Source organism: Pseudomonas sp. C1C7 (genome assembly GCF_013359595.1).
Taxonomy (GTDB): domain Bacteria; phylum Pseudomonadota; class Gammaproteobacteria; order Pseudomonadales; family Pseudomonadaceae; genus Aquipseudomonas.
The window spans coordinates 1-25,034 of record NZ_JABFMP010000059.1 but is presented as its reverse complement, the minus strand read 5'-3'; the positions used below and the strand labels follow the sequence as shown (position 1 = coordinate 25,034).

22 protein-coding genes and 1 pseudogene are annotated in these 25,034 nt (G+C 63.4%); 3 read left to right on the top strand and 20 right to left on the bottom strand.

The window, feature by feature from the left end; genetic code table 11:
- Window positions 1-334 precede the first annotated feature (334 nt).
- From HNO86_RS28710 to HNO86_RS28615, 20 genes are all read right to left on the bottom strand, one after another.
- Entirely contained in the window at window positions 335-1,195 is an 861-nt protein-coding gene (locus HNO86_RS28710) for a CsgG/HfaB family protein (RefSeq protein ID WP_175380310.1), read from the bottom strand.
- 31 nt (window positions 1,196-1,226) lie between these two features.
- Window positions 1,227-1,631, bottom strand: coding sequence for a curli assembly protein CsgF (locus HNO86_RS28705; protein ID WP_372242571.1), 405 nt, complete (start codon window positions 1,629-1,631; stop codon window positions 1,227-1,229).
- Window positions 1,632-1,639: 8 nt separating this feature from the next.
- Entirely contained in the window at window positions 1,640-2,029 is a 390-nt protein-coding gene (gene csgE / locus HNO86_RS28700) for a curli production assembly/transport protein CsgE (RefSeq protein ID WP_175380308.1), read from the bottom strand.
- Complete coding sequence (locus HNO86_RS28695; protein WP_175380307.1) at window positions 2,026-2,562, bottom strand: type II secretion system protein; 537 nt, start codon at window positions 2,560-2,562, stop codon at window positions 2,026-2,028. The genes csgE and HNO86_RS28695 overlap by 4 nt, the downstream gene beginning before the upstream one ends.
- On the bottom strand, window positions 2,537-2,911 hold the full coding sequence (locus HNO86_RS28690; RefSeq protein ID WP_175380306.1) for a type II secretion system protein: 375 nt from the start codon (window positions 2,909-2,911) through the stop codon (window positions 2,537-2,539). The genes HNO86_RS28695 and HNO86_RS28690 overlap by 26 nt, the downstream gene beginning before the upstream one ends.
- A gap of 4 nt (window positions 2,912-2,915) precedes the next feature.
- Complete coding sequence (locus HNO86_RS28685) at window positions 2,916-3,389, bottom strand: type II secretion system protein (RefSeq protein WP_175380305.1); 474 nt, start codon at window positions 3,387-3,389, stop codon at window positions 2,916-2,918.
- Between the two features lie 2 nt (window positions 3,390-3,391).
- Window positions 3,392-5,248 carry a secretin N-terminal domain-containing protein gene (locus tag HNO86_RS28680; protein WP_175380304.1) on the bottom strand — a complete coding sequence of 619 codons (1,857 nt, stop codon included), beginning with the start codon at window positions 5,246-5,248 and terminating at the stop codon, window positions 3,392-3,394.
- Window positions 5,245-5,763, bottom strand: coding sequence for a hypothetical protein (locus HNO86_RS28675; protein ID WP_175380303.1), 519 nt, complete (start codon window positions 5,761-5,763; stop codon window positions 5,245-5,247). The genes HNO86_RS28680 and HNO86_RS28675 overlap by 4 nt, the downstream gene beginning before the upstream one ends.
- On the bottom strand, window positions 5,763-6,311 hold the full coding sequence (locus tag HNO86_RS28670; protein WP_175380302.1) for a GspMb/PilO family protein: 549 nt from the start codon (window positions 6,309-6,311) through the stop codon (window positions 5,763-5,765). The genes HNO86_RS28675 and HNO86_RS28670 overlap by 1 nt, the downstream gene beginning before the upstream one ends.
- Window positions 6,298-6,849: a PilN domain-containing protein gene (locus tag HNO86_RS28665; protein WP_175380301.1), complete on the bottom strand. Its 552-nt coding sequence runs from the start codon at window positions 6,847-6,849 to the stop codon at window positions 6,298-6,300. Before HNO86_RS28665 ends, HNO86_RS28670 begins: the two co-directional genes overlap by 14 nt.
- Before the next feature lies 1 nt (window position 6,850).
- A complete protein-coding gene (locus HNO86_RS28660; RefSeq protein ID WP_175380300.1) occupies window positions 6,851-7,654 on the bottom strand; it encodes a hypothetical protein in 804 nt (267 codons plus the stop codon).
- On the bottom strand, window positions 7,635-9,341 hold the full coding sequence (locus HNO86_RS28655; protein ID WP_175380299.1) for a GspE/PulE family protein: 1,707 nt from the start codon (window positions 9,339-9,341) through the stop codon (window positions 7,635-7,637). Before HNO86_RS28655 ends, HNO86_RS28660 begins: the two co-directional genes overlap by 20 nt.
- Before the next feature lie 84 nt (window positions 9,342-9,425).
- A complete protein-coding gene (locus HNO86_RS28650; RefSeq protein WP_175380298.1) occupies window positions 9,426-9,962 on the bottom strand; it encodes a response regulator in 537 nt (178 codons plus the stop codon).
- Between the two features lie 224 nt (window positions 9,963-10,186).
- Complete coding sequence (locus HNO86_RS28645; protein ID WP_175380297.1) at window positions 10,187-11,170, bottom strand: peptidylprolyl isomerase; 984 nt, start codon at window positions 11,168-11,170, stop codon at window positions 10,187-10,189.
- 13 nt (window positions 11,171-11,183) lie between these two features.
- The gene (locus HNO86_RS28640; RefSeq protein ID WP_175380296.1) at window positions 11,184-12,734 is read right to left on the bottom strand and encodes an ABC transporter substrate-binding protein; all 1,551 of its coding nucleotides are present in this window, start codon (window positions 12,732-12,734) and stop codon (window positions 11,184-11,186) included.
- Window positions 12,735-12,743: 9 nt separating this feature from the next.
- A complete protein-coding gene (locus HNO86_RS28635; RefSeq protein WP_175380295.1) occupies window positions 12,744-13,370 on the bottom strand; it encodes an SCO family protein in 627 nt (208 codons plus the stop codon).
- A complete protein-coding gene (locus tag HNO86_RS28630; protein ID WP_175380294.1) occupies window positions 13,367-14,023 on the bottom strand; it encodes an SCO family protein in 657 nt (218 codons plus the stop codon). The genes HNO86_RS28635 and HNO86_RS28630 overlap by 4 nt, the downstream gene beginning before the upstream one ends.
- A 28-nt stretch (window positions 14,024-14,051) precedes the next feature.
- Complete coding sequence (locus HNO86_RS28625) at window positions 14,052-16,004, bottom strand: cytochrome D1 domain-containing protein (RefSeq protein WP_175380293.1); 1,953 nt, start codon at window positions 16,002-16,004, stop codon at window positions 14,052-14,054.
- 203 nt (window positions 16,005-16,207) lie between these two features.
- Entirely contained in the window at window positions 16,208-22,045 is a 5,838-nt protein-coding gene (gene mnxG / locus HNO86_RS28620; protein WP_175380292.1) for a manganese-oxidizing multicopper oxidase MnxG, read from the bottom strand.
- Between the two features lie 205 nt (window positions 22,046-22,250).
- Window positions 22,251-22,859: a lytic transglycosylase domain-containing protein gene (locus HNO86_RS28615; protein ID WP_175380291.1), complete on the bottom strand. Its 609-nt coding sequence runs from the start codon at window positions 22,857-22,859 to the stop codon at window positions 22,251-22,253.
- A gap of 206 nt (window positions 22,860-23,065) precedes the next feature.
- Here HNO86_RS28615 and gspG point away from each other — a divergent pair, with 206 nt between their 5' ends.
- The 3 genes and pseudogenes from gspG to HNO86_RS30405 form a co-directional block, all read left to right on the top strand.
- Window positions 23,066-23,515 (top strand): type II secretion system major pseudopilin GspG, encoded by a 450-nt coding sequence (gspG, locus tag HNO86_RS28610; RefSeq protein ID WP_175380290.1) that lies wholly within the window; start codon window positions 23,066-23,068, stop codon window positions 23,513-23,515.
- Between the two features lie 14 nt (window positions 23,516-23,529).
- A complete protein-coding gene (locus tag HNO86_RS28605) occupies window positions 23,530-24,717 on the top strand; it encodes a type II secretion system F family protein (RefSeq protein ID WP_175380289.1) in 1,188 nt (395 codons plus the stop codon).
- Window positions 24,718-24,808: 91 nt separating this feature from the next.
- A pseudogene (locus HNO86_RS30405) lies at window positions 24,809-25,034 on the top strand (hypothetical protein); the annotation flags it as partial.

The window sequence follows — 25,034 nt, the reverse complement described above, 5'->3', positions numbered from 1 at the left end:
AAGCAAACCGGAGGCGATGCCCCCGGATGAATGCCGGAGCGAAGGGATCCCGAGCTTTAGCGAGGGACCGAACGTTGGGGCGAGACCTTTGCTTCCTTTGGGGCGTTTGCCAAAGGGAGTCGGCCGCCAGGCCGAAACAAAGGAAGCAGCCGCGCCCGCTGCAATGGATATGTACACAGCCCAAAAAGCTCGCGAGCAGGCTCGCACAATGGGGATCTGGGTACATCCGCGAGACCAGGTCGGCTACCAGGCCGCCTTCGCGGGCAAGCCTCGCTCCCACAGGTTGGAACCCGGTACATCCAGAACCCCAGGTCGGCCCGAAGGCCGCCTCGGTTCACTCTTCCTCCGGCACCACCTTGTTCTGAGTCAGATACCGATCCAGCGTCTCATTCGAATCCGTCACCGAATTATCCCCCGCCACCTGCCACAACCGCCGCTCGATACCCTGCGCCAGCAAATGCCCCACCGCCGCTTCGATCGCCGACAACACACACAGCTGCGCCGGTTCGTTGGTGGTATAGCCCGCTTCAGCCTCGAGCAACTTCTTGAACTCGATGAACTTGAACACCCCGGCACTGCGGGCCACGGAGTAGATGGTCTTGCTGGTCATCACGTTGGCCAGCACCTGACCACTGCGCACATCGATGGCCCGCAGGTTGACGGTGACCTGGTCCACGCGGTACTCGCGGGAGATGTCGATACCCAGGTAGCGTGCCCCTTCCCCACCGCTGCGCACGTTGGTGTCGTAGGCGATGATCCCGCCCTCGAGCATCATGTTCGCGGCCTGCAACGGTGGCAGTTCGGACTGGATGTTCACCGGGGTGTTGGGTTTCTTCTGCGAGGCCCGGATGATCTTGCGTTCGGTCAGAAGGTTCTGCAGCCCTTCACGCTCGAGCACCACGAACCAGCCGCTGGCCTGCATGGCGTCCATCAGCATGCTCGCCGCGCCCTGGGTGACGCTGGTGGAGAACGAGCTGGCCGGAGTCGGTTTGTACTGACCGGTCTGGTCGCGGAAACCGTAGACAACCGCCATCAGCCGGCCCTTGGGCCGAGGCATGTTGATCAAGTCGTAGTAGGTCGACGCCCTTGGGGTCAGGGTCGGGGTTTTCTCGTCCTGCTCGGCCGGCATCGGCTCGCGCAGACTGCAACCTGTCAATGCCGCCAAAATCAGCCCCAGCGCAATTATTTTTTTCATGTCCTTAACTCCCCGACAACCCGAATCCCTATCAATTCAGACCGTTCACCTTGATTTCGGAAACTTCGCCTGTTGCCCGATCGGTCACTTCGATCGTCAGTGCACCCGAGTCGTCGACGACGTTGACGATGAACGCGTCGGTGGACAGGCTTCCCGTGTTGCCATTGTTGATGTTGTCCAGCAACTGCCCCAGCAACCGCGATTGCAGCTGCGCGCTGAACCGTTCCAGGGCCGAGGTGCCGGTGGCCGTGGCGCGGTTTTTCAGATCGGGGTCGTCGTAGTCGTTCTGCGCCTGGGCGTTGTTGAGCAGCCAGGTGCCGTTCAGGGGGTTACCGCCGAACGCCGGGTTGACGGGGGTGTAGACCAGCTCGGTGGCCTGGACCAGCGCACTGGCGCCGAGTCCCAGCAGGCACAGACCCGCGCTTTGCAAAACCATTTTTGTTTTCATAATTCGTCCCTCTCAAGGTCCGTGGTGTCCTGCAACAAGGCTTCCAGTTTTTTCTGCACAATCTGTCCGCGTACCCAGTCGGCGGCGTCATAGGCCTCGTCCTTGAGTTCCACGGTGTTCGGCGGCAGAAACCGCCGATAAACCAGGCGTTGCTGAAATTCCACAGTCACCAGGCTGCCCCAGCGAGCCGATGGCCGTTCGCGTACCACCAGGTTGAAATCCATCGGGCTGGTGGCCCGCAGGCGTTCACTGAACGAGTAGTAAAAGTCGTGACCGATGTGCGAGATCGTGTCGTCGACGATGAACCCGAGCATTTCGTCCTCTTCCGCGGCCGAGGCCACGCCGGCGCTCAACACCAGGATCAGCGCCAGGCAGAAGCGGTTCATGGCTGCAACGCCTGTGGCGCGGTGGACTGGCCCTTGACCGGTCCGGTGCCATCGGTGAAGGCTTTCTCGGCCACGAACTGCCAGTCCTTGTAGCTGGCCATGCCGTTGAAATCCGACCACTGCGCGGGAAAGCCCGTCTGCTTGAGCGGCTTGTCGGTGGACGCGCTGCTGATGCCGGTGATGCGTCCGTCGAAGCCGCGCATCAAAAACCATTCACCGCCATTGATCGGGTCCGGATAGAGCTGGCGCAGATGATGTTTGGCGCTGGGAAAACGCTCGTCCTGCAACAGGTCAGCCAGCTCTTTGGGGTACTGGGCCAGGCCCGGCGAACTGCGGTAGTAGCTGCGCAGCGCCTGGGCGTACTGGGTGCCGACCCAGAGCAACTGGTTTTCCCGGTCGCGGCGCGAGGCGGTGGCCCACAGCTCGCCGGCACTGGCCAGGCCCATGCCCATCACCACGATCAGCATCAGCACGCCCAGGTAGGTGAAACCGCCCTGCGATGCCGGCTTACCACTCGGAATAAAGGCTGCCATCACGCGCCCTCCCTGTGGCACCGCTCTTGATGTCCGACACGCCGCCAGCGACGCCTTCAGGCGGTGGCACCATGACCCAGGTGTCCTTGCGCTCGGCAATCGGGTCCATCGGCGGGTTGCGCAGGTAGCGCAGTTCCACCAGTTGATCGAGGGAATCGGGATAGCGCCCGGTGTCGCCGTAGTAGTGATCCAGCGCCTCGCGCATGGCCGACAGGCTCTGACGCAGCGTGGTCTCCTTGGAGGCCTCCAGGCTGTTGAAGTAGCGGGGCAAGGCAATGGTCATCAGGGTTGCGATGATTGCCATGACCACCATCAGTTCCAACAAAGTAAAACCCTTTTGCCGGCGCATATGCTCACCACTCCCGGTACGCGATGCCGTTGAGGCCTTTGCCACGGGCCTTGGAGTAGACGTCGAAGACGTCCTGGCCATCCCGTGGGTTTTCCGCCGAACTGTCGTAGGAGCGCAGGCCCCAGCCACCGTCGTCGTCACGCTTGACCGTCGCCAGCGGGTCGTGGGGAATGCGCCGCAGGAAGTAGAACTTGGCGCCCTTGGCACTGCGCACGTCACGCACGCCCTCGACCAGCACTTTCAGGTTTGGCGGATAGCCGCTGCTGTCCAGCGTCTTCTCGATGTAGCCCGCATCGAAGGCCCGTTTGTAGGCATCGATGGCATCGCGGATCTGGTACAGCGCGGTGCGCAGATCCTGCTCCTTGCCACGGCGCACCAGGGTCTCGGTCAGCGGCGCTGCCATGCCGGCCAGCAGGCCGATCAGGGCCAGCGTGACGACGACTTCGATCAGGGTGAACCCGCGCTGCGAGGCTTTCATGATCAAGGCTTCCCGACGCTGATTTCGACGTTGGTGTTGGGGTTGACGCTGGTATTGGTGGCCACCGGCCGATCCAGGACCTGGGTCTGTACCGACGACTGCAGGCTGCGATCCGGCGCCTGGATGTGCATGCTGGTTTCGGTGCCGGTGGTGAACTCCATGTCCGACGGGCTCTGGTACGGCAGGTTGCGTACCACCCGTGGGGTGATCGACAGCACCAGCTCGGATTTGCCCACGGTGTCCTTGTTGCTGCCGAACAGGCGGCCAATACCCGGGATATCGCCCAGCCCCGGAATCTTGTTGCCGGTGGCGCCATGGTCGTTACGCATCAGGCCGGCGAGGATCTGGGTTTCGCCATCGTGCAGACGCAGGGTGGTCTGGGCGTTGCGGGTGTCGACCTGAACCGGAATGGTGCCCTGGCGGGTCGGCTCCAGCGGTGTGGCGTTACTCACTTCCAGGGCGACCTTGATCGCCACTTCGTTGTTCAGGTGCACGGTGGGCTGCACTTCCAGTTTCAGACCGACGTCCAGGTAAGTCACGCTTTCGGTGATCACCGGTCCCTGGGTCGACGGCACCGAGGTGGCGCTGATGATCGGCACGCGCTGACCGATGTGGATGCGGGCCTGTTCACGGTTGCTGACGCGGATCACCGGGCTTGCCAGGGTGTTGATGTCGTTGTCCTGGGCGTTGATCTTGGCCTGCGGCGAGGGCGAGATGGTGATGCGGCTGGAGTCGATGCCTTTGAGCTGGTCAAGCAGGGTCACCGCCGAACCGTCGCTGTTGACCACCCCGAAGGTGTTCGGCCATTGCAGGCCGAGGTCGAGAATGCGCTGGGTGGCGACTTCCATCACTTCCACTTCCAGCACCACTTCAGGGTTGGACTGGTCCTGGGATTGCAGCAGCTTCTCGGCCATGCGGATCGCGTCGCCGGTGTCACGCATGGTCAGGGTGTTGAGGCGCTCGTCGACGAACACGTCGCGGGTCTTGAGCATGGTCTTGACCATGTTCAGCGCCGTGTTGGCATCGATGCTGGTCAGGTAGAAGGTGCGCATCACCAGTTCCTGATAATCCTTGAGCTTCTGCGGCGAGTCCGGGTAGATCAGCAGGGTGTTTTCGTTCACCACTTTCTGGTGCAGCTGGTTCTGTTGCAGCAGCAGTTCCACGGCGTCCTCGATGCGCACGTCACGCACGAAGATGGTGGCTTTCATGTCCGGACGCAGGTCCTTGTCGAAGATGAAGTTCAGGCCGGCGACCTGGGACAGCACTTCGAAAATGGTCTTGAGGTTAGCGTCGCGAAATTCCAGGGTCACCGGCTTGTCCAGGCGGGTGCGCAGCTGCGGGTACTGAATCACGTTGCGGCTCTGTACCAGGCGGATGTTGCTCTGCAGCTCCAGGGCGCCGTCGTTGGTGGGGTCCAGTTCGAGGATCTGCTTGACCTGCCGATCGGCACCGTAGATGTCACCGCGACGCAGATCGCCACGGGCCAGCTCGATTTTTTCGTCGAGGCTGCGCATGTGATCGAGCTGCTGCATGGCGTCCTGTGCCCGACGGTTGTGCGGCTCGATGCGCAGCACACGGCCGTAGGTCAGGCGGGCGGAAGGGAAATCACGCTGGGCACGCTGCATGTCACCCTGGGTCATCAACGCCGTCACCGCGCGGGCGCGGCCGCTGGTCAGCGCCAGATGAAGTTCGGTATCCCGTGGGTTTTCGCGCAAGCCCTCCTCGATCCGCGCAAGGCCGGCTTCGTACTGCCCCGATTCCATCAGGCTGACGCCTTCATCCTTGGCCACCTGGGCCGAGCTGCAGGCAGCCAGACCGGCACACAGGCACATGCTCAAAAACAGACGGGATTTGTTCATTGCGCGCTCCCTACAGACAGAGTCTGGGACAAATGCAGAGGCAGATAGACCAGGCTCAGTTCCATGTCGGAAATCCGCTCGATCTTCCATGTTTCGTCGATTACATCCCCTTTGCGCACGACGTAAATCTTCTCGCCGTTCTGCAAGAACACCTGCAGATCGGTACGGTCATCCATCCGGCCGATGAACTGGAACGGCATCGGTGGTGCAGTCGGGGCTTGCACGACCGGGGCGACGGTGACGGGTTGCTCGGTGACGACGGCCAGGGTCGGCGCCGCTTTCCAGCTGCGGGCGGCGAACAGATCGCCGGCCGGGCTCAGGTCCTTGATCGCCGCTGGCGCAGCCGAAGCCTTGGCAGCCGGCAACTTGCCGTCGGCGGTGGCCTTGGCGGGCGTGGCCACGGCGGCCACTTCCACATCGGCCTCGTCGGCCGGCTTGAAGGCATCGGAGAACCAGGTCAGCGCTGCCGCCGCACCCAGGAACGCCACCCAACCCACTACTCGTTTGTTGTTCATCATGACCTCGACAGGTAAAGGGTCATGCGGATCCGTCCGTTAAGGTCGGTGTCGGCGATCTTCTTGCGTTGCAACTCCAGGTCTTCCACCACCACCGCCGGCAACTGGCCGAGCAAGGCGTGCATGAAGCGCCGCAGTTGCGGGTAGCTGCCACGCACCGGCAGCAGGATCTGATAACGGGCCAGGTGAGTCTTGGGGTCGATCCCTAAGGAGTACTCACCCCGTGCCAGGGTGATGCGTTCCTGGGCAGCCAGGGCGTAGATCTTGTCGATGGCGACAGTGGCCTGAGGCTGCGACGGCAACTTGCTGCGGAAGTCATCGAGCTGGCGCTGCGGCACCACCGGGGCGGCCACCGTGCCGTCTTCGACCTTGGCCAGGTACTCGCGGGCTTCGCGGGTCTGCTGGTTGAGGCTTTGCAGCGATTGCCAGTCCGGCAGCAGACCGGCCAGGCCGTACACCACCGCCACCACCACCAGGGCCATGCCAGCCAGGCCAGGTACGCCCAGGCGTTGCAGGTATTCGCGGACGATCAATTTAGGGATTTGCATCGCCGATCTCCCAGGTGGCCGACAGATTGAAACGCACCGGTTGTTCCGGAACGTTGGTCACGATTTCGTGGCTCAGCAGCGAAACGTCGGACAGCTCGTCGGTGGCTTCCAGGCGCTGGTGGAAGTCGAGCATCGCTTCCAGGTCCCGGGCTTCGGCGCTGATCCGCACCTGGCCCTTGCGTGCATCCGGGGTGAGGCTCAGCAGGGCGACGTTTTCCCGAGGCATGGCTTCGAGGGTGGAGAACAGCCGCTCCCAAGGGCGGCGCAGCTGTTGCGAGACCTTGCGCATTTCCGCCAGGTTCTGTGCCTGTTCGCGGGTTTCGGCCGGGCTCAGGCTGACCTTGCTGCCGGTGCCGGTGTCGCCGCTCAGTACCCGCTGGGTGGTCTGCAGGTGACCCTGCTGTTGTTCGGCCTCCCCGCTCAGGTGTTGTTGAACCACCATGCAGGTCAGCGCCAGAACCACACCGACGCCCAGCAGGCTCCAGCCCAACGGGGTCGACCGGCTGCGGGGTTGAAAGTCGAGCATCAAGGCGCGCATGTCAGGCCACCGCCCGGGACATGACGTACAGGCAATCGTGTACGCCAGCCCGGTCCTCTTCGAGGGTCCGCAGGTGCACACCGTGAATCTCGGGGTGCGATTCGATGCGCGCCGGAGCGTGCAGGTAAACGTTCAACGGCCGTTCGCTGGTGGAGGCCAGCAACTGGCTTTCGCGGCCGATCAGCGCGGTCAGTGCGGCATCGCTGTCGTTGCTGCCCACCGAGCGCACCGAGGTCCAGCGCCCTTCCCGGGCCACCAGCAACACGCTGCGTACGGGTTCTGCGACCACGAACAGGAAGTCGCCGGCTTCGAAGCTCTTGTCGAAGTGGTTGAAGGCCGCCATCAGGTACGGCTGCACCGACTTCAGATGCAGTTTGCGAGCACTGGCCAGGGCGCGCAGGCGTTCCAGCAGGTCCTGTGGCAACGCCGTGGCGATGCGGTCGTAGCCGGCCGGTTCAGCCGAGAGCACCAGGCTCCAGGGCTGGTTCGCCACGCCGTACAGGTCTTCGAAGCACAGCTGGGCGAAACCCTGCAGTTCGTCGGGGCTGCTGATTTGCTCGCTCCACGGCACCAGGCAGAAGCGGCTGAAGTGACCGGAGACCACCACGGTCAGCTCCGAGCCTGCGCGGGCATGTTCGCCCAGCAGGCGGTCCAGGGTTTCCAGGGCCACGGTCCAGGCGCCGAAGCCTTCGTCGATGTAGCCGACGCTGCCCAGCCACAGGGTTTGACTGCCCTGACGCTGACCCAGGCCGACACCGCTGGCGCCGATGACGGCGACAAAACGCTCACGAGATAAAAGTGACACGATTGATCTCCTCGAGAGTGGTCCGGCCTTGTTGCACCAGCTCCAGCGCGGATTCGCGCAGCAGGTGCAGTCCATGTTTGCAGGCGTGCGCCTTGATTTTGGTGATCGGCTGGCGCTCGACGATCATCTGCCGCAGTTCGTCGTCCAGGTGCAGCAACTCGGCGATGGCGCTACGGCCGCGATAACCGGTGCCGCGGCAGTGGCCGCAGCCCTTGCCATGCACGAAGTGGTAGTGGCCGACCTGTTGCGGATCCAGGCCCGAGGCTTCGAGTTCTTCGGCGCTTGGGGTGTAAGGCGCGCTGCACGTGGCGCAGACCAGGCGGATCAGACGCTGGGCCAGCACGGCGTTGAGCGCCGAGACCAGGCTGTAAGGATCGATTTCCATCTGGGTGAAGCGGCCGATCACGTCGAACACGTTGTTGGCGTGGATGGTGGTGAACACCAGGTGCCCGGTGAGGGCCGATTGCACGGCGATCTGTGCGGTGTCCGGGTCGCGGATCTCACCGACCATGATCTTGTCCGGGTCGTGACGCAGGATCGAGCGCAGGCCGCGGGCGAAGGTCAGGCCTTTCTTTTCGTTGACCGGGATCTGCAACACGCCGGGCAACTGATATTCCACCGGGTCTTCGATGGTGATGATCTTGTCCACGCCGTGGTTGATCTCGGTGATCATCGCGTACAGGGTGGTGGTCTTGCCGCTACCGGTAGGACCGGTCACCAGCACCATGCCGTAGGGTTCGGCGGCCAAGCGACGAAGCTGGCGCAGGGTTTCCTCTTCAAAGCCCAGGGCCTGCAACTGCACGCCGCAGACCTTGTCGGCCAGGTCCTGTTTGTCGAGCACCCGCAGCACCGCGTCTTCGCCAAAGATGCTCGGCATGATCGAGACACGGAAGTCGATCTGCCGGCCGTTGATGCCGATCTTGAAGCGACCGTCCTGTGGCACGCGTTTTTCGCCGATGTCCAGTTCGGCCATGACCTTGACCCGGGAGATCACCTGTTCGGCGAACTCGCTGCCCTGGATCTTGGAGATATTGTTGAGCACGCCGTCGATGCGGTACTTGATCACCAGGCCGCTGCCGGTGGTGCCCAGGTGGATGTCGCTGGCGTGCATCTTCAGGGCGTCGTACAGGGTCGAGTTGACCAGCTTGACCACCACGCTGGAGTCTTCGCTGATGCTGGTCAGCGACAGGGTCTGCAGGTTGTCGATCTCGGTGTTGGCGTCCGACTGCGCGTTGAGCGATTCCACCGCGTGGAAGCTCTCTTCGTGACGTGCCAGGTAGGCCTTGAGGTCGTCGGCGTGCACCAGGTACAGCGGCGCGCCGTGCAGGCAATCGTCGATCCAGGCCAGGCGCGCGGTGTCGAAGGGGTCGGCGAACACACCGATGACCGCATCGTCGTGGCGCAGCAGGATGAATTCGCGCTTGAGGCATTGGGCCAGGGTGACCCGATCGAATACCGGGGTGGCCTGGAACAGGGCGTCGGTGTCGAGCACCGGATAATGCAGGGTGGCGCCCAGGCACTGAATGAACGGCATTGGAGCCAGTTCGCTCAGGTCGGCAAGGGCATTGAGGATTCGTTCACCGGAAGCGGTGGCCAGGATGCGAGCCTGGGCTAATTGTTCACTGGTAAACCGGGTCGGTACGCAGTCCAGCGGCACAGCATCGACGACAAGTGACAGACGGTCCATGGCTTGCTCTCCAACGCCCGGGGCTTTGAGCCCTGTCGGCGCGGCGAGCAATTGCGGCGGGTGCCGGAACGTCTTGTCGCGCCATTACTCCCCGGTGAGCAGTTGTTCGTCGTCTGGCGCCTTGGTGGTCGTCGAACTTCGTCGGCGATCAGCGAGTACCCAACTTCCGTCGTACAACTGCAGCGGGAAACTTTCGGTCCTGCTCTGGCGTCGTTCGACAAAGCCTTCGGATGGGCTCACGTTCGCGTTGGGTTCGCGTTTCACCTCAAGAAGATCGCAGACTGCACGGGCCAATTCCGCCAAAGGAAAAGGTTTGAACAGGATGTGGCTGACTCCCAGCTCCCGGGCCCTTTCGCAAACCTCTGCGGTGGGGTGCCCCGTAATCAGCACGAAATGGCATTTCCTGTTCTGGCGGACGGCATCGAGCACCTGAAAGCCTTCCATATCGGGCAAACGGTAATCGAACACCATCACATCGGGTGAAAAGCTTTCGGCTTCGCCGATCGCCGTCTCACCGTTGTGAGCTATCCGGACTTCCAGTGCTTGCGCCTGCAGGTAACCTTGCAGGTTTTCCGCCAGCAGCTGTTCGTCTTCAACAACCAGTACTTTTTTGTTTAACAAGGTGGACTCCTTGAAACCGCAGGTCCGAATACCGAACCTGGCAGAGAGTGCGCCTTGATAGGTCTAACGCACACTTCATGCCAGGCTGAGCGCCGGTAATTTTAAGTCTTCATGTCCTTGAATTTACTGACAATGCCTTTTTGTCCACGTCCCCCATTCCCCACAAACGGGGAAAACCGAACGGGTGCGCGTCGAAGCCATTCCCCACTTTTGGGGACAAGCCTTCATTCGTCGTCGATTCGTTCGATCCGGTTGCCGGCGCGCAATTGCGCCAGAACCTGCAGGCGAGCCTGGACCTGTTTCTGTCGGGCAAGGTACGCCCGTACCATGTCAAGGCCCTGCTCTTCTGTGACATCGCTTGCCTCCATTCGGTTCTCTAAATAAATCAGGTGCCATCCCACTGGCGTACGCACCGGTTCGCTGATAGCCCCCGGTGCCAGGGCGAAAGCCGCCGCCTCGAACTCGGGCATCATGCGCCCACGGGAGAAATAGCCCAGTTCGCCGCCCTGGCTGGCGGATTCATCTTCGGACGACTCGCGGGCGACGCTGGCGAAGTCTGTACCCTGTCCGATTTTTTTACGGATTGTCTCCAAGCGTAGTCTCGCAGCGGCCTCAGTGGAAGCCTCCGCCCCCTGAGGCACCTTGATCAGGATATGCCTGACCTGAACCTGTTCGGGCTGGTTCATCTCGGCGCGATGCTCGTCGAAAAATGCGCGGACCTCCTTTTCGTCCGGCAGACCGGCCTTCCGGATCTCGGCCTGGTTGAGTTCGGCGTAAACCTGCTGGGCCGCCAGCTCGCGACGGGTGTAATCGGTGTAGGTTGCCTCATTGAAGCCGGCATCCTCAAGCCTGCGAGCAAACGATTGCGCCCCACCCATGGCCTGACGGGTCTGGTCGACCTGGTTCTGCACCGTGGCGTCGCTGATCTGCACCCCGCGCTTTTGCGCTTCCTGCCACAGCAGTTCCTTGTCGATCAGCGCGTCCAGCGCGGCGTTGCGCAGTTTTTTGTAGGCCGTGGGGTTGCGGATGCTCGCCACCGCCCTGCCCTGATCCTCCAGGTACTCGGCGAAATAGCGCTCCAGGCGCATCTGGGTGATTTCCTCGCCATTGACCCGTGCCGCGATCGGTTCATTGCTGCTGAACGCATGGCTGCTGAATGTCATGGGCCCCCACAACGACAACAGAACCAGCACCGTGTTGAGCTTCATGTTCGACCTCCAGTCAAGGCATGGCGGTAATGGGTTTGTAAGGGGCAACCAGATAGAAACGCTGGTCGGGCAAGTCCACGGTGACCACGTGGGCGCCGCTCAGGCCCAGGCGGCGGCCCGGACCGAAGCTGATCAGCGGGGTCAGGCCGGTGTCGAAGTCGTGCAGGCTCTCCAGGGCGCTCACCAGTTTTTCGCGGCTGGCATCGCGCCCGGCCTGCTTCATGCCTTCGCTGAGCAGCATCATCGAGCTGTACGCGCCGACCTGCAGCACCGCATGTTCGCCGCCCAGGCGCTGACGTTCGCGCAACTGGGTCAGGGCCATGCGCCCGGCCTGGGTCCAGTCGCTGGGCACGAACGGATACGCCAGGAACACCCGCCGGGAAAAACCGCTGGGCACTTGCAGCAAGTCACCCGCGACCTGATTCGAGGCGGCGAACAGGTAAGGCACCTGCCCCGCCGTCTGCAAGCGTTCGGCCAGACGACTGAAACCCGTGCTGCTGCCCAGGTAGAACACCGAGCGCGAGCCCAGCGGCAGGTCGTCCTGCGCCGATTGATAGGCTTGCAGACGCACTTTCTGCCAGGCGTTGTCTTGCAGGTATTGGGCGAGCTTCTCCGCGGCCTCGCGCTGGCCCGGTTCGTCCGGGTAGGCGATCAGCGTCGGCCCCTGGAGCACCCGCAGGCTGGCGGCGGCGTAATCGGCCAAGGCGATCATCTGTTCGCGCAACCCCGGCAGCGGTTCGAAAATCTGCCGGCTGGCCTGGGCCGTGCCCTGCAGCGACAGCGGTCCGATCAGCGGCACGCCGGCCTGATCCAGACGCGATGCCAGTTCCGAATCCAGCGCCGGCACCAGCGGGGCAATCAGGGCGAAGACCTGCTCCTGTTCGATCAGTCGATCGAGCGCCCGCTCGGCGCTGGCCCGGTCGGGCCCCGGATCGAGAATGGTCAGGCGCAACTGCCGGCCATGAATGCCGCCAGCCTCGTTGATGCGCGCCACGCTGCCGCGCAGCACCGCCGCCACCGTGGCGCCCTCCTCGCCCAACGCGCCGCTGCTCGGCAGCAAAGTGCCCAGGTGCAGGCTGTCAGAGCTCAGGCCCGGGTCGCGGTCGTCGGCCAGACGCTTCAGATACGCCGTGAGGTTGCGCTGATCGTTCATCGACAACACGAAGCGCGGCATCGCCGGGTCCAGAGGGTTGTTGGCCGGGTCGCGCCCTTCCTGCACCGCCCGGGCCAGGGTGCTGTCGGTATAGGCCGGGTAGCTGCGCCCGTTGACCTGTTGCTGACCGTAGGTGCTGGTCAACCGCGACCAGCTCAACTCCGGCGGCCGCACCCCGCCTTCCGGACGCCCCAGGCCGTCGGCGCCATGGCAGTTGGCGCACGGCAGGCTGGTGGCCGGCAGCAGCGTGCCCGCCGCGCCGATCCGCGCCATGATCGGCTCGCCGCTGGCCGACACGCCCTCGCGGTACAGGCGTTTGCCGGCGCTTTCATTGGCATTCAATGTCAGCGCCTGGGCAGTCAGGTTCAGACCGCAACAGAGCAGCAGGCCAAGGATCAGGGCGCTTTTCATGGCCCGGACTCAACGACCGGCCACAGGCATTGTCAGCAGCTGCAAGCGCTGGGCAATGGCGGCGGCCGGGGCATCGGGACGGATCTTGCTCCAGCGCTTGTTGGCCACATCGCCGACAATCAGCTGGGTCGAATGTTGCTCTGGAGTCGGCACGATCTGGCCGATGCGGCTCAATACAAGGTCCATTTGCGCCTTGTCGCCAGTTAGAAAAAGCCAGTGGGGCCCATCGACGCCCTGCTTCAAGGTGTAAGCCTTGAGTACCGCCGGTGTATCGCGCAGCGGATCACTGGTAAGGGAGATAAAGGTCACGCCATCCGCCTTGTCGCCCAGCACTTCACGTACTTCCTTGAGTTTCTGGGTAATCAGCGGGCAGGCATCGTTGCAGCTGGTGAAAATCACGTTGAGCAGCACCACGCGGTTCTGCAGCGCGTCGCTGTAGAACCGCAGGGTGTTGCCGTTCTGGTCCTGCAAGGGCGTGTCGGTGAACCAGGTCCTGGCGTCACGGGTGCCGCCCGCCGGTTGCGCGGCCGCCGTGGCCGGTGCCGCCGAGGGTGCGGCTTGTTCATGCCCTTCATGGGCGAAGGCAGCCGAACCGAACAGGCAAAGGCTGAGGCTGATCCAGTTCAGGGCTTTCATGGTTGCTGCTCCATGGCGATGGCGGTGTGCTTGGCGTGGACGTTGCGGTCGCCACTGAGTTTTTCGACCTGCTGGCTGAGCACTTTCGGATCGGTGAAGCCGTAGTAACGGGTCCAGTGGCGGCTGTTGCCGTCGCCCACCAGGATCAGCGGCTGATGGCTCTTGAAGTCACCGCTGAAACTGCCCAGGCCCTTGAGGGTTTCGTTGACCGACTGCGGGGAACCTGTGAGCCAGCTCCAGCCCGGCCCTTTCTGGAAGGTGCGGGCGTATTCGTTCAGGCGCTTGGCGTCGTCGCGCTGCGGGTCGATGCTGATCGACACCAGCTGCACTTCCTTGCCGACCCGGGCACCCAGTTGCTGCTGCACCTTGCCCATGATCGAGGACACCACCGGGCAGACCGTGGTGCAGCTGGTGTAGATGAAGCTCATGACCACGATCTTGTTGCTGACCAGGTCCTTTTCCAGGCTCACGCTCTTGCCGTTCTGATCCACCAGGGTCACGTCGGCGAACTTGACCTGGGCGCTCTCCGAGGAGGCACTCTTGGCCGACATGTCATGGCCGGCGTGTTCATCCGTCGAGTGGGCGATGGCCTGGCCGATACCGACGGTGAGCAGGCAGAGTGTCAGCAGTCCACGATGTGCAAATCGGTTCATGTCGATGTCCTCTTCAATGAGCGTGCTTTCAATGTGCGTGCTCTGGCAGCACCCGAACGCTGGCAAATGTTTGATCGCCGAAGTTCATGCCCAGGGACGCGGCACGGACGTGCAGGTACCAGGCGCCGTTCTGGTCCAGGGTGACCGGGGCTTCATAGACGCCGTCGCCGACGTCCCGCGCGGTGACCATCTGTGGCCGTGAACTGGGGGCCAGGAAGTAGCGCACCTGCACGTCGGTCACGCCGCTGCGGCTGGTCTTCTGTTTGCCCTGGACGATGCGGAACCGCACGGTGTAAGGGCTGCCCAGGTGCGTGGTGGACTTGTCGAGCATGAATTCCACTTTCGGCACGCCGGCGGTTTGCGGGGCGATGTCGTTGGCCTCCACCACGGTGCTGAAGCAGTGCACGATGCTCGGTTGATTGAGCAGGAAAGCCACATCGAAACGCCCGGCCGGCGGCAGTTTGATCCGCGAGCTGTACAGCCCCGGCTCGACTTCGCGCAGGCTGCGGTCGATCACCATCGCCGCCCGCGCCACTTGCCCGCGGTTGGGGTAGCCGGACATCGGCGCGTTCATGCCTTCGGCGTAGAAGTAGGTGGTGTTGTCCACCGGGTTGACCACGTACACCGAGTTCTCGTCCCGCGACACCGCCAGGCTCGAGGCCAGCGGCAAGTCACCGGCCAGACGCGGCGACTGGGTGCCGGCCTCGAAGCCCTGGGTGATCGGCTTGCGACCTTCGCCCAGCGACGCCAGGTTGATCATGGTCACCTTGGACGACGCCAGTCCGCGCACGTAGGCGTAGTTCTTGGTGAACACCACCTGGTAAGGCTCGGCGGACACGTCCAGGTCATGGATCCGCGCGTCGTTGGCCGCGTCGATCACCGACGCCTGATTCTCCAGGGTGTTGAGCACGATGCCGAAGCGACCGTCGGCGCTGAAGCCCATCGGGCCCAGGCCCTGCTTGAGCTTGATCACCCGCCGCACCGACTGGCTGGCGGCGTCGACCACGGTCACGGTGCCATCGCGACCATCGGCCACGTAGGCGGCGCCGGACAGTGGCGAGTAGACCACCGACAGCGGGTGCGAGCCGGTCTTGAGCTGTTTGATCAGGGTCAGGCTGGCGATGTCGATGATGCTCAGGGTGCCGTCGTCGCGGTTGGTGACGAAGGCGAAGCGGCTGTCCTTGCTGAAGGCGATTTCGTGGTGGCCGCTGCCGGTTGGCAGATGCTTGAGGGTCTTGAGGCTGGCGCTGTCGATCACCGTCACCCCGGACTGCTCGGCGGTCTTGGCGTTATTGCCGACCCACAGCAGGCGCTCGTCCGGTTGCAGGGCCACGCGCACCGGGTTGCTGCCGGCGGCCACCGAATCGATCACCTTGAACTGTTCGCTGTCGATCACCGCGACTTCATCGGCGGTGGGCATCGAGACGAATACCCGTTTGTTGTCTTTCGGGGTGACCCAGTCCATCGGCGGTTGCTTGATGTCGATCCGCGCCATGGTGCTGGTGATGCCGCCCACCGAGACCGACGGATCCACCACCATGACGCTGGCATCGCGGTTCATCACCAGCAGGAAGTAGCTGTTGAGGTCGAGCAGCGGCCGAGCGCCGATGTTCGACCTGAGGAAGGTGCTGACCCGTGACTTGCAGCTTTTGTCGCGGCCCTGGGCCTGATCGGCGGCAGTGACTTGCGGATCGATCCAGGCACCGGGGGCAACGCCCGCCAGCGGCTGACCGGAGGCCTTGTCCGTCACGCGAAATTGCACGTCGGCAAACTCGCCTTCGCGCAGCACCCCGTCCTTGGCCAGCGCCCGCACTTCGAGCGCCACCGCCACACCGTCGCGCTCAAGGGTCTGACCTTTCCAGGTGTTGGGCAGCGCGACCTCGCTGAGCAGGGTCGGCGGCGTCGTGCGCGATACGCCATACCAGATCAGGGCAGCGCCGACGGCGAGTGCACAACTGGCGAATCTGATGGTCCTGTTCATTGCAAAATTCTCCCTTACAGACCCGTGTCCGCTTCACAGCTTTACTGTGGGAGCGGCGGTGCGACGTTTCGACTTGCCCGCAAAGAGGCCGGCACATCCAACATCGATGTCGCCTGACACTCCGCCTTCGCGGGCAAGCCCGCTCCCACAGGTAACGCGTCCCCCCCACAAAGAGGGTGTTTTCAGCACCCTCTCCCCCCACCCTACGGCGCTGGCGCCGGCTCAGGCTCGTTGGTCACCCGCAACAGCCCCCACAACCCCGCGGTATTACCGAAGGACGCGTTGTCGCGGTACAGGTAGTCCCCCGCTATCGCATTGCTGCCCCCGGCGCTCGGGTGCATGAAACTGAAGTGCGCCGCCGGCAGCAGGCTTTCCCTGGCGCCGATGTACATCGACATCGGGTTGAAGCCGAACTTCACCGAACCGATCCCCGGTGTCCCCATCGGGTAGCCGCCCACATCGCTCTTCTCCGACAAGAACGGGTTGACCGACCAGACGTGGCCATCGAGCTGGAAGGTCGAACCACGGCTGCCACCGGACGGCATCAGGATGTGCGTACGGAACGGCTGGCCCGGTTTGGCGTAGAACACCGGCGTTTGCGGATCGCCCCCCACCAGCGCGTTGCTGTAGGCCATGTGCGCGTTCGGTACGTCGCCGTAGGTGCCAGGGCTGCCGGCATGACCGAACGGTGCATCCGGGGCCAGGCCGAAGCGGAACCACATCGGTTCGACCTTGTAGTTGATGGCCATGCTGGCGTTGTCCTTCGGATCGTTCGGTACGCCGTTGCCTTCCGAGGCAATGCCTTCCACCGGCCGCCCGTTGGCCCAACGGGTGTTCAGGGCGCGCTGCCAGACCATCGCGAAATCACGATAGGCGGTCTGGCCTGGTGCGGTCACCGTGGCCGAGGCGCGCTTGGCATCCTCGACCCAGGTGGAGCCGATCGGCAGCACACTCATCGCACCACCCAGGCCTTTTTGCGGTTGCTTGATGACGTCCGCCGGGGTGAAGTTCAGCCCGCCGAACTCCACCGCCGTGGCGTTGATGTTGTCGACGTTGCGGCCCAATTGGGTGATCGGCTTGCCTTCACGTTCCAGGTGCCCGGCGTAGTACTGATAAGTACGGGTCGGGTATGCGCCAGTGTTGCCAGCACGCGGTGGCACAGTCTGGATCGGGTTGGCACCGACGTTGGCGCCGTCGGACTTGGTGATGTCATAGGACAGCAGTTGCGCGTGCAGGCCCACATGGCTCGATGGCCGCAACAGGTTGTTATTGAAGGTGGTCGAGCCCATTCCGTCGTTGCGGTCACGCTTGGCCAGGCCTTGCAGGATCGCGGTTTGCGCCAGGTCCGGCATCACACTTGGCAGACGGTTTTCCAGGGTGATGTTGATGCAGTCACCGGCCGCCGCGCGCAGGATCAGCGGCTCGACAGGCACACCGGGCTTGAGCTTGCCGGTGGTCGGATCGAGATCGCCCTTGCGCACATACAGGATCGCGGTCGGGTCATGCAGCGGCCCGCTTTGCCCGCCGATGGTGAAGGTCTCGCCATCCTCCGGATCGGTCACCGTGACCTGTGGAATGTTCACCGTGCGCGAGTTCAGCACCAGGGTGCCGCCTGCCGGTTTCAACGGCCCGCCGACATGCTGACCGATGCCTTGCGGATCACCGATGGTCAGACCCAGCGGATTGCTCAGGATGTCGTTGGCCAGCGCCGCCACCACTTCGTAGTTGCGTTGCACGGTCGGACGAGTCCCGATGCCATTGGGGTTGGCGCCAATGCGTGGGCAAATGCCATCGAACGCCACGGTGTTGCGCATACCGGTCGGTTTCGGGTTGTTCGGCAATGCGAACAGGTCACTGCGTTGCGCGGTGTAGTTACGCATCACGCCCCAGATCCCGTTCCAGTAGCCCTCGATGGAAGCGTCCATGGTGTACAGATAGTCACCGGTGGTCGCCGCCGCACTGGAAATCATCGACACCGGCGCATTGAAGCCCATCTGTTCGGAGATACCGACCATCTGCGACGCGCGCCAGCCGGAGTTGGAGCTGCTGCCGAAACCGGAACCGCTCTGCAGCCATTTCACACCGTGCAGGGTGACGTTGTGTTCCTCCTCATGCCCGCCGGCATGCACCCGCAGCCGTACGTTGTCGCCGGTGTAGGTACGCAGCATCGGGGTGAACGGGTCACCCGCTTCGGCGCCGCCCTTGTTGATGTGTGGCGGGAACAGCGTGGTGCCACCAGTTGGCCCGGTGGCCGAGGTGATCAGGTTCGGCGCCAGGTTCATCGCCGGGATCGCACGGTCGGTACGGCTTTGCATGGCGTACGCCAGGTCACCGCCCAGGCCGTCGGCCTGCATGCCGCGCTTGCCGTCCGGGCCGACCTTGTTCGGGTCGAACACCCGCAGGGCCAGCGGTTCGTTGCGATAGTTGACGACGAACATGCCCGGGTCATCCACCGAGATTGCCTGCGGGCAAGGTCGGCTCGGGCAGCCCGGCATCACGCCGCCGCGCAGTTCCACCACCGACTCGAGCAACTGACTGGTGTTGTCGCGCACCGGCGGGTTGATCGCGTAGCGGAAGCTGTCGGCGGTGGCCGGAAACGCTTGCGCGTTCGGCACGCCATCGGGGCCAGCGCCCACATACACGCCGGCTTCATAGGCGTGCTGGAAGTCGCTGTATTCGAGGAAGAACTCACGGAAGCTGTCGTTCTTGCCATCGTTGTCCAGGTCACCGGTGGAAATCACCGCCTGCCACGAGGTCGGGCCGCCGTCCTGCCGCGCACCGCTGTACAGCGGCTCGCCGGTTTCGGCATGGAACCAGGTGGAACCGGCAGGTTCAGCCAGCACGGTGGCGTACAGACCGATCTGCTGGTGAGTCGATGGGCCGAGGTGGTCGTGGGTGAAGATGGTGCCCAGGCCACGGTCAACGCCATAGGTATTGATCACAGGGTCGACGAACCAGCGCTGCATGGCCGTCCGCGCCCCCACCCAGTCGGCCCGACCGTACTGGCCGAAGAACGGGTGGTTCTTGGCTTTCGGACAGGCTGGAGTGCCGTCGCGCGGATCGGTGCCTTCGCACTGGTTGTATTCGCGAATGGCGTGGATGCGTTCCTGCACGGCACCTGGGGAAAGCACGCCGTCTTCATAGTTCCAGCCGTTGGACGAACCATCCGCCGCGGTCAGGTCCCATTTCGGCAGGTGAATGTGCTGGCCGATCACGTCGGTCGGGGTGCGCACCTGATAGTCGTCCATCTCATAGACGGCCGGCACCAGGTTGGTTTGCTGGTATTGCACGCAGTCGAAGGTGTTCATGCGCATCACCAGCGGCTCTGGCGGACGCTGCTTGGTGATCACCGGCCACGCGTCTTCCCACAGCGCCAGGATGCGGGCTTGCGGGAAGTGGTAGCCGACCTTGTTGTACACCGCGTCGAACTGGATGTTCGCCGCCTTGTAGACCCGTGGACGGTCGGCGGTGAAGGTCGAGGAGCCGACGAACGACATGCCTTCCAGGCGCTCGCCGCTGGCGAATTCGCCGGTACCCGCGCTGCTGGTCAGGCGTTTTTGCCGGTCATCCATGCAGGGTTCGTAGTACGGCGCACCGGCGATCGGCAGGGCACCGTTGGTGCGGAAGTTGCGCGCCACGATCTGGCTGCCGGGCAGCACGGCGTAGCTGGGGTGATCCTTTTTGGCGTGGAAGGCCATGGCGGCCTGTTCGACCTCGGTGCCTTCTTCCGGCAGATAGATCGGTTTGGCACGGGTGACTGTCTTGGAGAAATCCAGCGAAGTGGTGATGGTCTCTGCCTCGCCACCTTCGGATACGCCGCCCAGGGCATGACGTGGCAAGCCGCCGTCCCAGCCACCGGACTGATTCGGATCGAGGTTGGCCCACAGCGCCTTGCCAGTGGCTTTCAGCGCTTGCGCGGTGGCAGCGTCGAGCATGTCCAGCGGAGGCGTCGGAGGGCGCTGGCCCACAGAGCTCTCCATGCCACCGATCCAGAATGGGTAGCCAGGGTTTTTCAGGGTGCCGTCGGCGTTGCGGTTGGCTTCGCTGCGATCGATCAGCGCGAGAGAGCCGATGGCTTGAGTGCCACCGCCATGGTGTTCGCCGTCATCGTCATCTTCTTCATCATCGTCGTCGTTGGCGGCCACCAGGGCCTCGCCGATTTTCGGAATGACCGCAACCTTGCCCGGCATCGGCGCCATGGCTTTGCCGGGCAGCGGCACGACGGCCGGAATCGGCGTGCCGGCAACGATCTCGCCATCGGGCAAGGCTCGTGCGCCTGCCGCCGGCTTGCCGTTGCGCAGCGCAAAAGGCTCAGTGTGGAAGCCATCGGCACCTTGTTGCGAGACCTCGAGTTTGGTGCCTTCTTCGAACACGTCGTGTACCCGCCACATGGCCCACATGCCTTGGGCGAAGTGCGGATAGAAGTGGCAGTGGTAGATCGCATCGCCCGCTACCCGGTTGCGGTTGCCCGAACCGCCGTTGGCGATTTCATAGGTGTAGCCGGCGCCCGGACCGATGCCCTGGGCGTCGACGTAGTCGGAGTTGTCGTCATTGGGGTTGAACAGCCACTGATGGCCGTGCAAGTGGAAGATATGGTGTTCGTAGCCGTTGTGCGTATTGCGGAATTTGACGAAGTCACCGATGTAGCTATGGGCAACGTTCGAAGGTTCCGACGGGTACAGTGCCGCGGTGGCCTTCACGCCAACCTGATCGGCGCGGGGAGTCTGGCCCGGAGCAATGCCTTCAAGGCCGGCGTTGGCCGGAACGTCCACCAGCATCGCCACGTCGCCAACGGTGTGGGCGCTGAGGAAGAACTCTTCGTAGGCGCAGGACAGGCAGTCGTGCATCGGGCCGACGCCCAGCCGGTTGGCGACCACTTCGGCACCCATGCCACCGGAACCGTAGTTGATCATGAAGGAGTCACGCGTCGGCTCCAGCACGTGGGCCATGACCGGGTCGGCCCAGTAAGCGGGGAACGCCTGGGTCACCGCGGTTTCATCCTGGAATTGCGCGGAGAAATCGCGGAACGGCTCAAGCCGGTTGGGAATCGCCGGGTTGCGCTTGCCGACGCTTTCCAGCGGATAGGTCGCGGCGGGGAAACTGCCGTCGGCGTTGCTGCCCATGACAATCGCATCGGCTTCGCTGGAGACGATTTCATTGCCGTCGACCATGTTGATGATCGGCTTGCCGGCCTTGCCTTCGCGAATCCAGGGCTCGCGTTGCGGGTAGCGTGCCTGGTAGTCGACGATCGGATGACCGGCCGGAGTACGACCCGTGCTGGCCAGGCGCATCTCTTCCTCGGTAATGGTGTTGCGGTAGCTGCGGCCGTTTTTGGGCATGACCGCTACCTGGCCGAACAGGCCGTTGGCGTTGTTGCCGGCGGCGCCCTCGCTGCCGAAAGTGGCACCGCGACTGCTGACCGTGAACGCACCTTCGCGTTCGGCGAACAAGGTGTAGGAACGACTGGCGCCGGGGGCAATCAGGGTGTTGGCGTTGCGCCCGGTGAACGAGGAGATGTCATCGATGCTGTTGACCGCCTGCATGCCGTTGACCTGGAAGCCCACATGGCGATCGGCGACCTGCTCGTCCACCTTGAACTGATCGGTATTGCCGGCTTCGATTTCGACGCCTTCTTCTTCCTCTCCTTCTTCCTCCTCGCCGCCATCATGGGACCCCGGGTTGGCCTGATAGGCCAGAAGGTTCTGCAGGTTGACGGTCAGGCAGTCACCGGCAGCGACCCGCAGCACCAGCGGACGCGGACGCTTGTCGGCGCGCAACGAAACCTTGCCCGGTACCGCCGCACCACCCTGCTCCAGGGACACCTGATTTACATCGACCACATCCCGGCGCAGGGCGTACATCATGCCGTTGACGTTCTGTGCGCCCAGGCGGTTGAACATCAGCGGCTGGTCCAGCGCCACGACGTTGGCCACCAGGTTGCGTTCACACCGCGCAGCGGCTTCCGCGATCTCGATGCCGAACACTGAGGCCGCTAATACAAGCCACGGAAGGAGGGTTGGGACATGGTGTATTCCGATCATGATCACGGGCCTCGAAGTGGGTGCTCACAGGGAATAATTCTCGACAAATCCCCTTGAGCAATCCGCATGCCATAAAAAATTCATTGGTTTTTCATGGGGTTGTGATTGCCACTTAATTCAGCGGGGGAAATTCCCCACTTTTTCCCCAATTTTTCGCCGGGGTTCCCATTCCCCAATGTTGGGGAAACCCGCCCCGGTTTTTCAGCTACAACGGTGCGTCCGCCGACAGGCCTTGCAGGCGCCGGTACTGCTTCAGGACACTGGGCACATAACGCTGGGTTTCGGCGAACGGAGGGATCACCCCGCCACGGCTGAGCACGGCCTGGGGACCCGCGTTGTAGGCGGCCACGGCGAGGGCCATGTCGTTGTCGAACAGGGTCATCAAACGCTTGAGATAACGGGCGCCGCCCTGGATGTTGGCCTTGGGGTCGTAGACGTCGGTCACCCCCAGTTCCCGGGCGGTGTCGGGCATCAGCTGCATCAGGCCACCGGCGCCCTTGGGCGACACCGCACTGGGGTTGTAACCGGACTCGTTCTGGATCACCGCATGCAGCAGCGCGGCGGGCAGCTGATTGGCTTCGGCGGCCTTGGAAACCAGTTCGGCGTAAGGCCTGGCGGCAATCATCTGGGGCTGCTGATCGAGGCTGACCACCGCCGCCTCGGGCTCGCGAATGACCTTCTCGTAGTGGCGGCCCGGGCGATGGACGTTCGACAGAACGAAGTTGCCTTTGGCGTCTACCGAGACGAACACATCGGCCTGTGCGACGCCACCCAGCAAGGTCAAGCCGAGCAATCCCGCGGTGAGAGTTTTCATTGTTCTACCTCCCCTGCCCGGCCTGAAAAATTGGGGGATATGCCCCAGTGACCGGTCGTTTATCAGCCATGAGCAAGCACTGTGCCGAAAGCGCAGAGGGCCGTAGTACGGGGGGTGCAGTAGTGCGCCCAGGCCTTTGCCAGTGCTGTGCATGGCAATTGCATAGGCTCTTTCACGATCCTTCCTGCCGCTTGTGTGAGGTCATCATGAAACAGCGTCTTTCTTCCGCCGCCCGCAGCTGTTCACCACGAAACCAGCGCGGGTTCACCCTCCTCGAACTGTTGGTGGTGCTGGTGGTGCTCGGGCTGTTGGCCGGCATCGTCGCGCCGAAATACTTCGCGCAACTGGGCCGCTCCGAAGTGAAAGTGGCCAAGGCGCAAATAGAAGGCCTGGGCAAGGCCCTGGACCTGTACCGCCTGGAAGTCGGTCACTACCCCTCGACCGAACAGGGTTTGCAGGCGCTGGTCACCGCGCCCAGCGACGAAGCTCACTGGACCGGACCGTACCTGCAGAAAAAACTGCCACTGGACCCATGGGGCCGTGCCTATACCTACCGCTACCCCGGCGAGCACAGCGAGTACGACCTGCTGTCCCTGGGCAAGGACGGCCAGGCCGGCGGTGAAGGCGAAAACGCCGAAGTCTCCAACTGGCAATAACGGATATGGCGACCATGCGTTTTCACCTCAAAGCGGTCGGCAAGGCCGGTGTGGTTTCCATGACCGTCGAAGCACCCGGTCATAGCGAAGCCCGGCGCATTGCCGAGGACCAGGGCCTGCGGGTGGTCAGCCTGCGTGCCGAACGACATTGGCGGGCCATGGGCCTCAAGCAGCGCGAGACGTTCAACCTGGTGCTGTTCAGCCAGGAACTGACCACCCTGCTCAATGCCGGCCTGCCGTTGATCGATGCGCTGGAAAGCCTGGCGGAAAAGGAAAGCGCGCCCCAGGCTCGCAAGACCCTGAGCGAACTGGTGCGCCTGCTGTATGAAGGCAAATCCTTCTCCCAGGCCTTGGGGCAGTTGTCGGCGGTATTCCCTCCTTTGTATGTGGCGCTGGTGCAGTCCAGCGAAAAGACCGGGGCGGTGGGCGATGCGCTGGGGCGTTATGTCAGCTATCGCCAGCGCATGGACGAGGTACGGCAGAAGATCGTCAGCGCGTCGATCTACCCGATGCTGTTGCTGATCGTCGGCGGTGGCGTGGTGCTGTTCCTGATGGGTTACGTGGTGCCGCGCTTCAGCCTGGTGTTCGAAGGGCTGGGGGAAAACCTGCCGTGGATGTCGCAGATCCTGATGAGCAGCGGCATGTTCCTGCATGCCCACCAGGGCGAGTTTTTCGGCGCCTTCGCGGCGTTCATCGTCGCCATTGCCCTGCTTTCCCGGCAGCCGTCGTTTCGCCGGGGCGTGGACCGGTTGATCGAGAAAGTGCCGGCGGTTCACCAGCGCATCTTCATGTATGAACTGGCGCGCTTCTACCGGTCGCTGGGGATTCTGCTGCAAGGCGGTATTCCCCTGGTGACCGCCATGGGCATGGTGCGCAACCTGCTGACCCCCGCCTCCCGCACACGCCTGGACCAGGCCTGCGAGCGGGTGCGCGAGGGGCACTCGCTGTCGGCTGCGCTGGAGCTCAATCACCTGGTGACCCCGGTGTCCCTGCGCCTGCTGCGCGCGGGTGAGCAGTCCGGCAACCTGGGGCAAATGATGGAGCGCAGCGCCGACTTCTACGACGAAGAAATCAGCCGCTGGATCGAATGGTTCGTGCGGCTGTTCGAACCCTTGCTCATGACCTTCATCGGTCTGCTCATCGGGGTCATCGTGATCCTGATGTACATCCCGATCTTCGAACTGGCCTCGAGCATTCACTGACCCTGTCGATCAGGGTCGAGCAGTACGTGGCGCGCTGATGCGTGCCGCGTGGTTTATTACGTTCCACCCGAAGAAGTAAACGGAGAACGACATGCACTTGAACAAGCTTTTACTGGCAGCAGCCATTGGCGCGGTTTTATCGGCGTCTACCGTTTTGATTCCGGACAGCCTCTCGGATGTCTCGACCGCCCACGCCAAAGAGGGAGGCGGCCACGGTGGTGGTGGCGGTGGCGGTGGTGGCGGCGGTGGCGGCGGCGGCGGTGGTGGCGGCGGCGGCGGTGGCGGCGGCGGCGGCGGCGGCGGCGGCGGTCATGGTG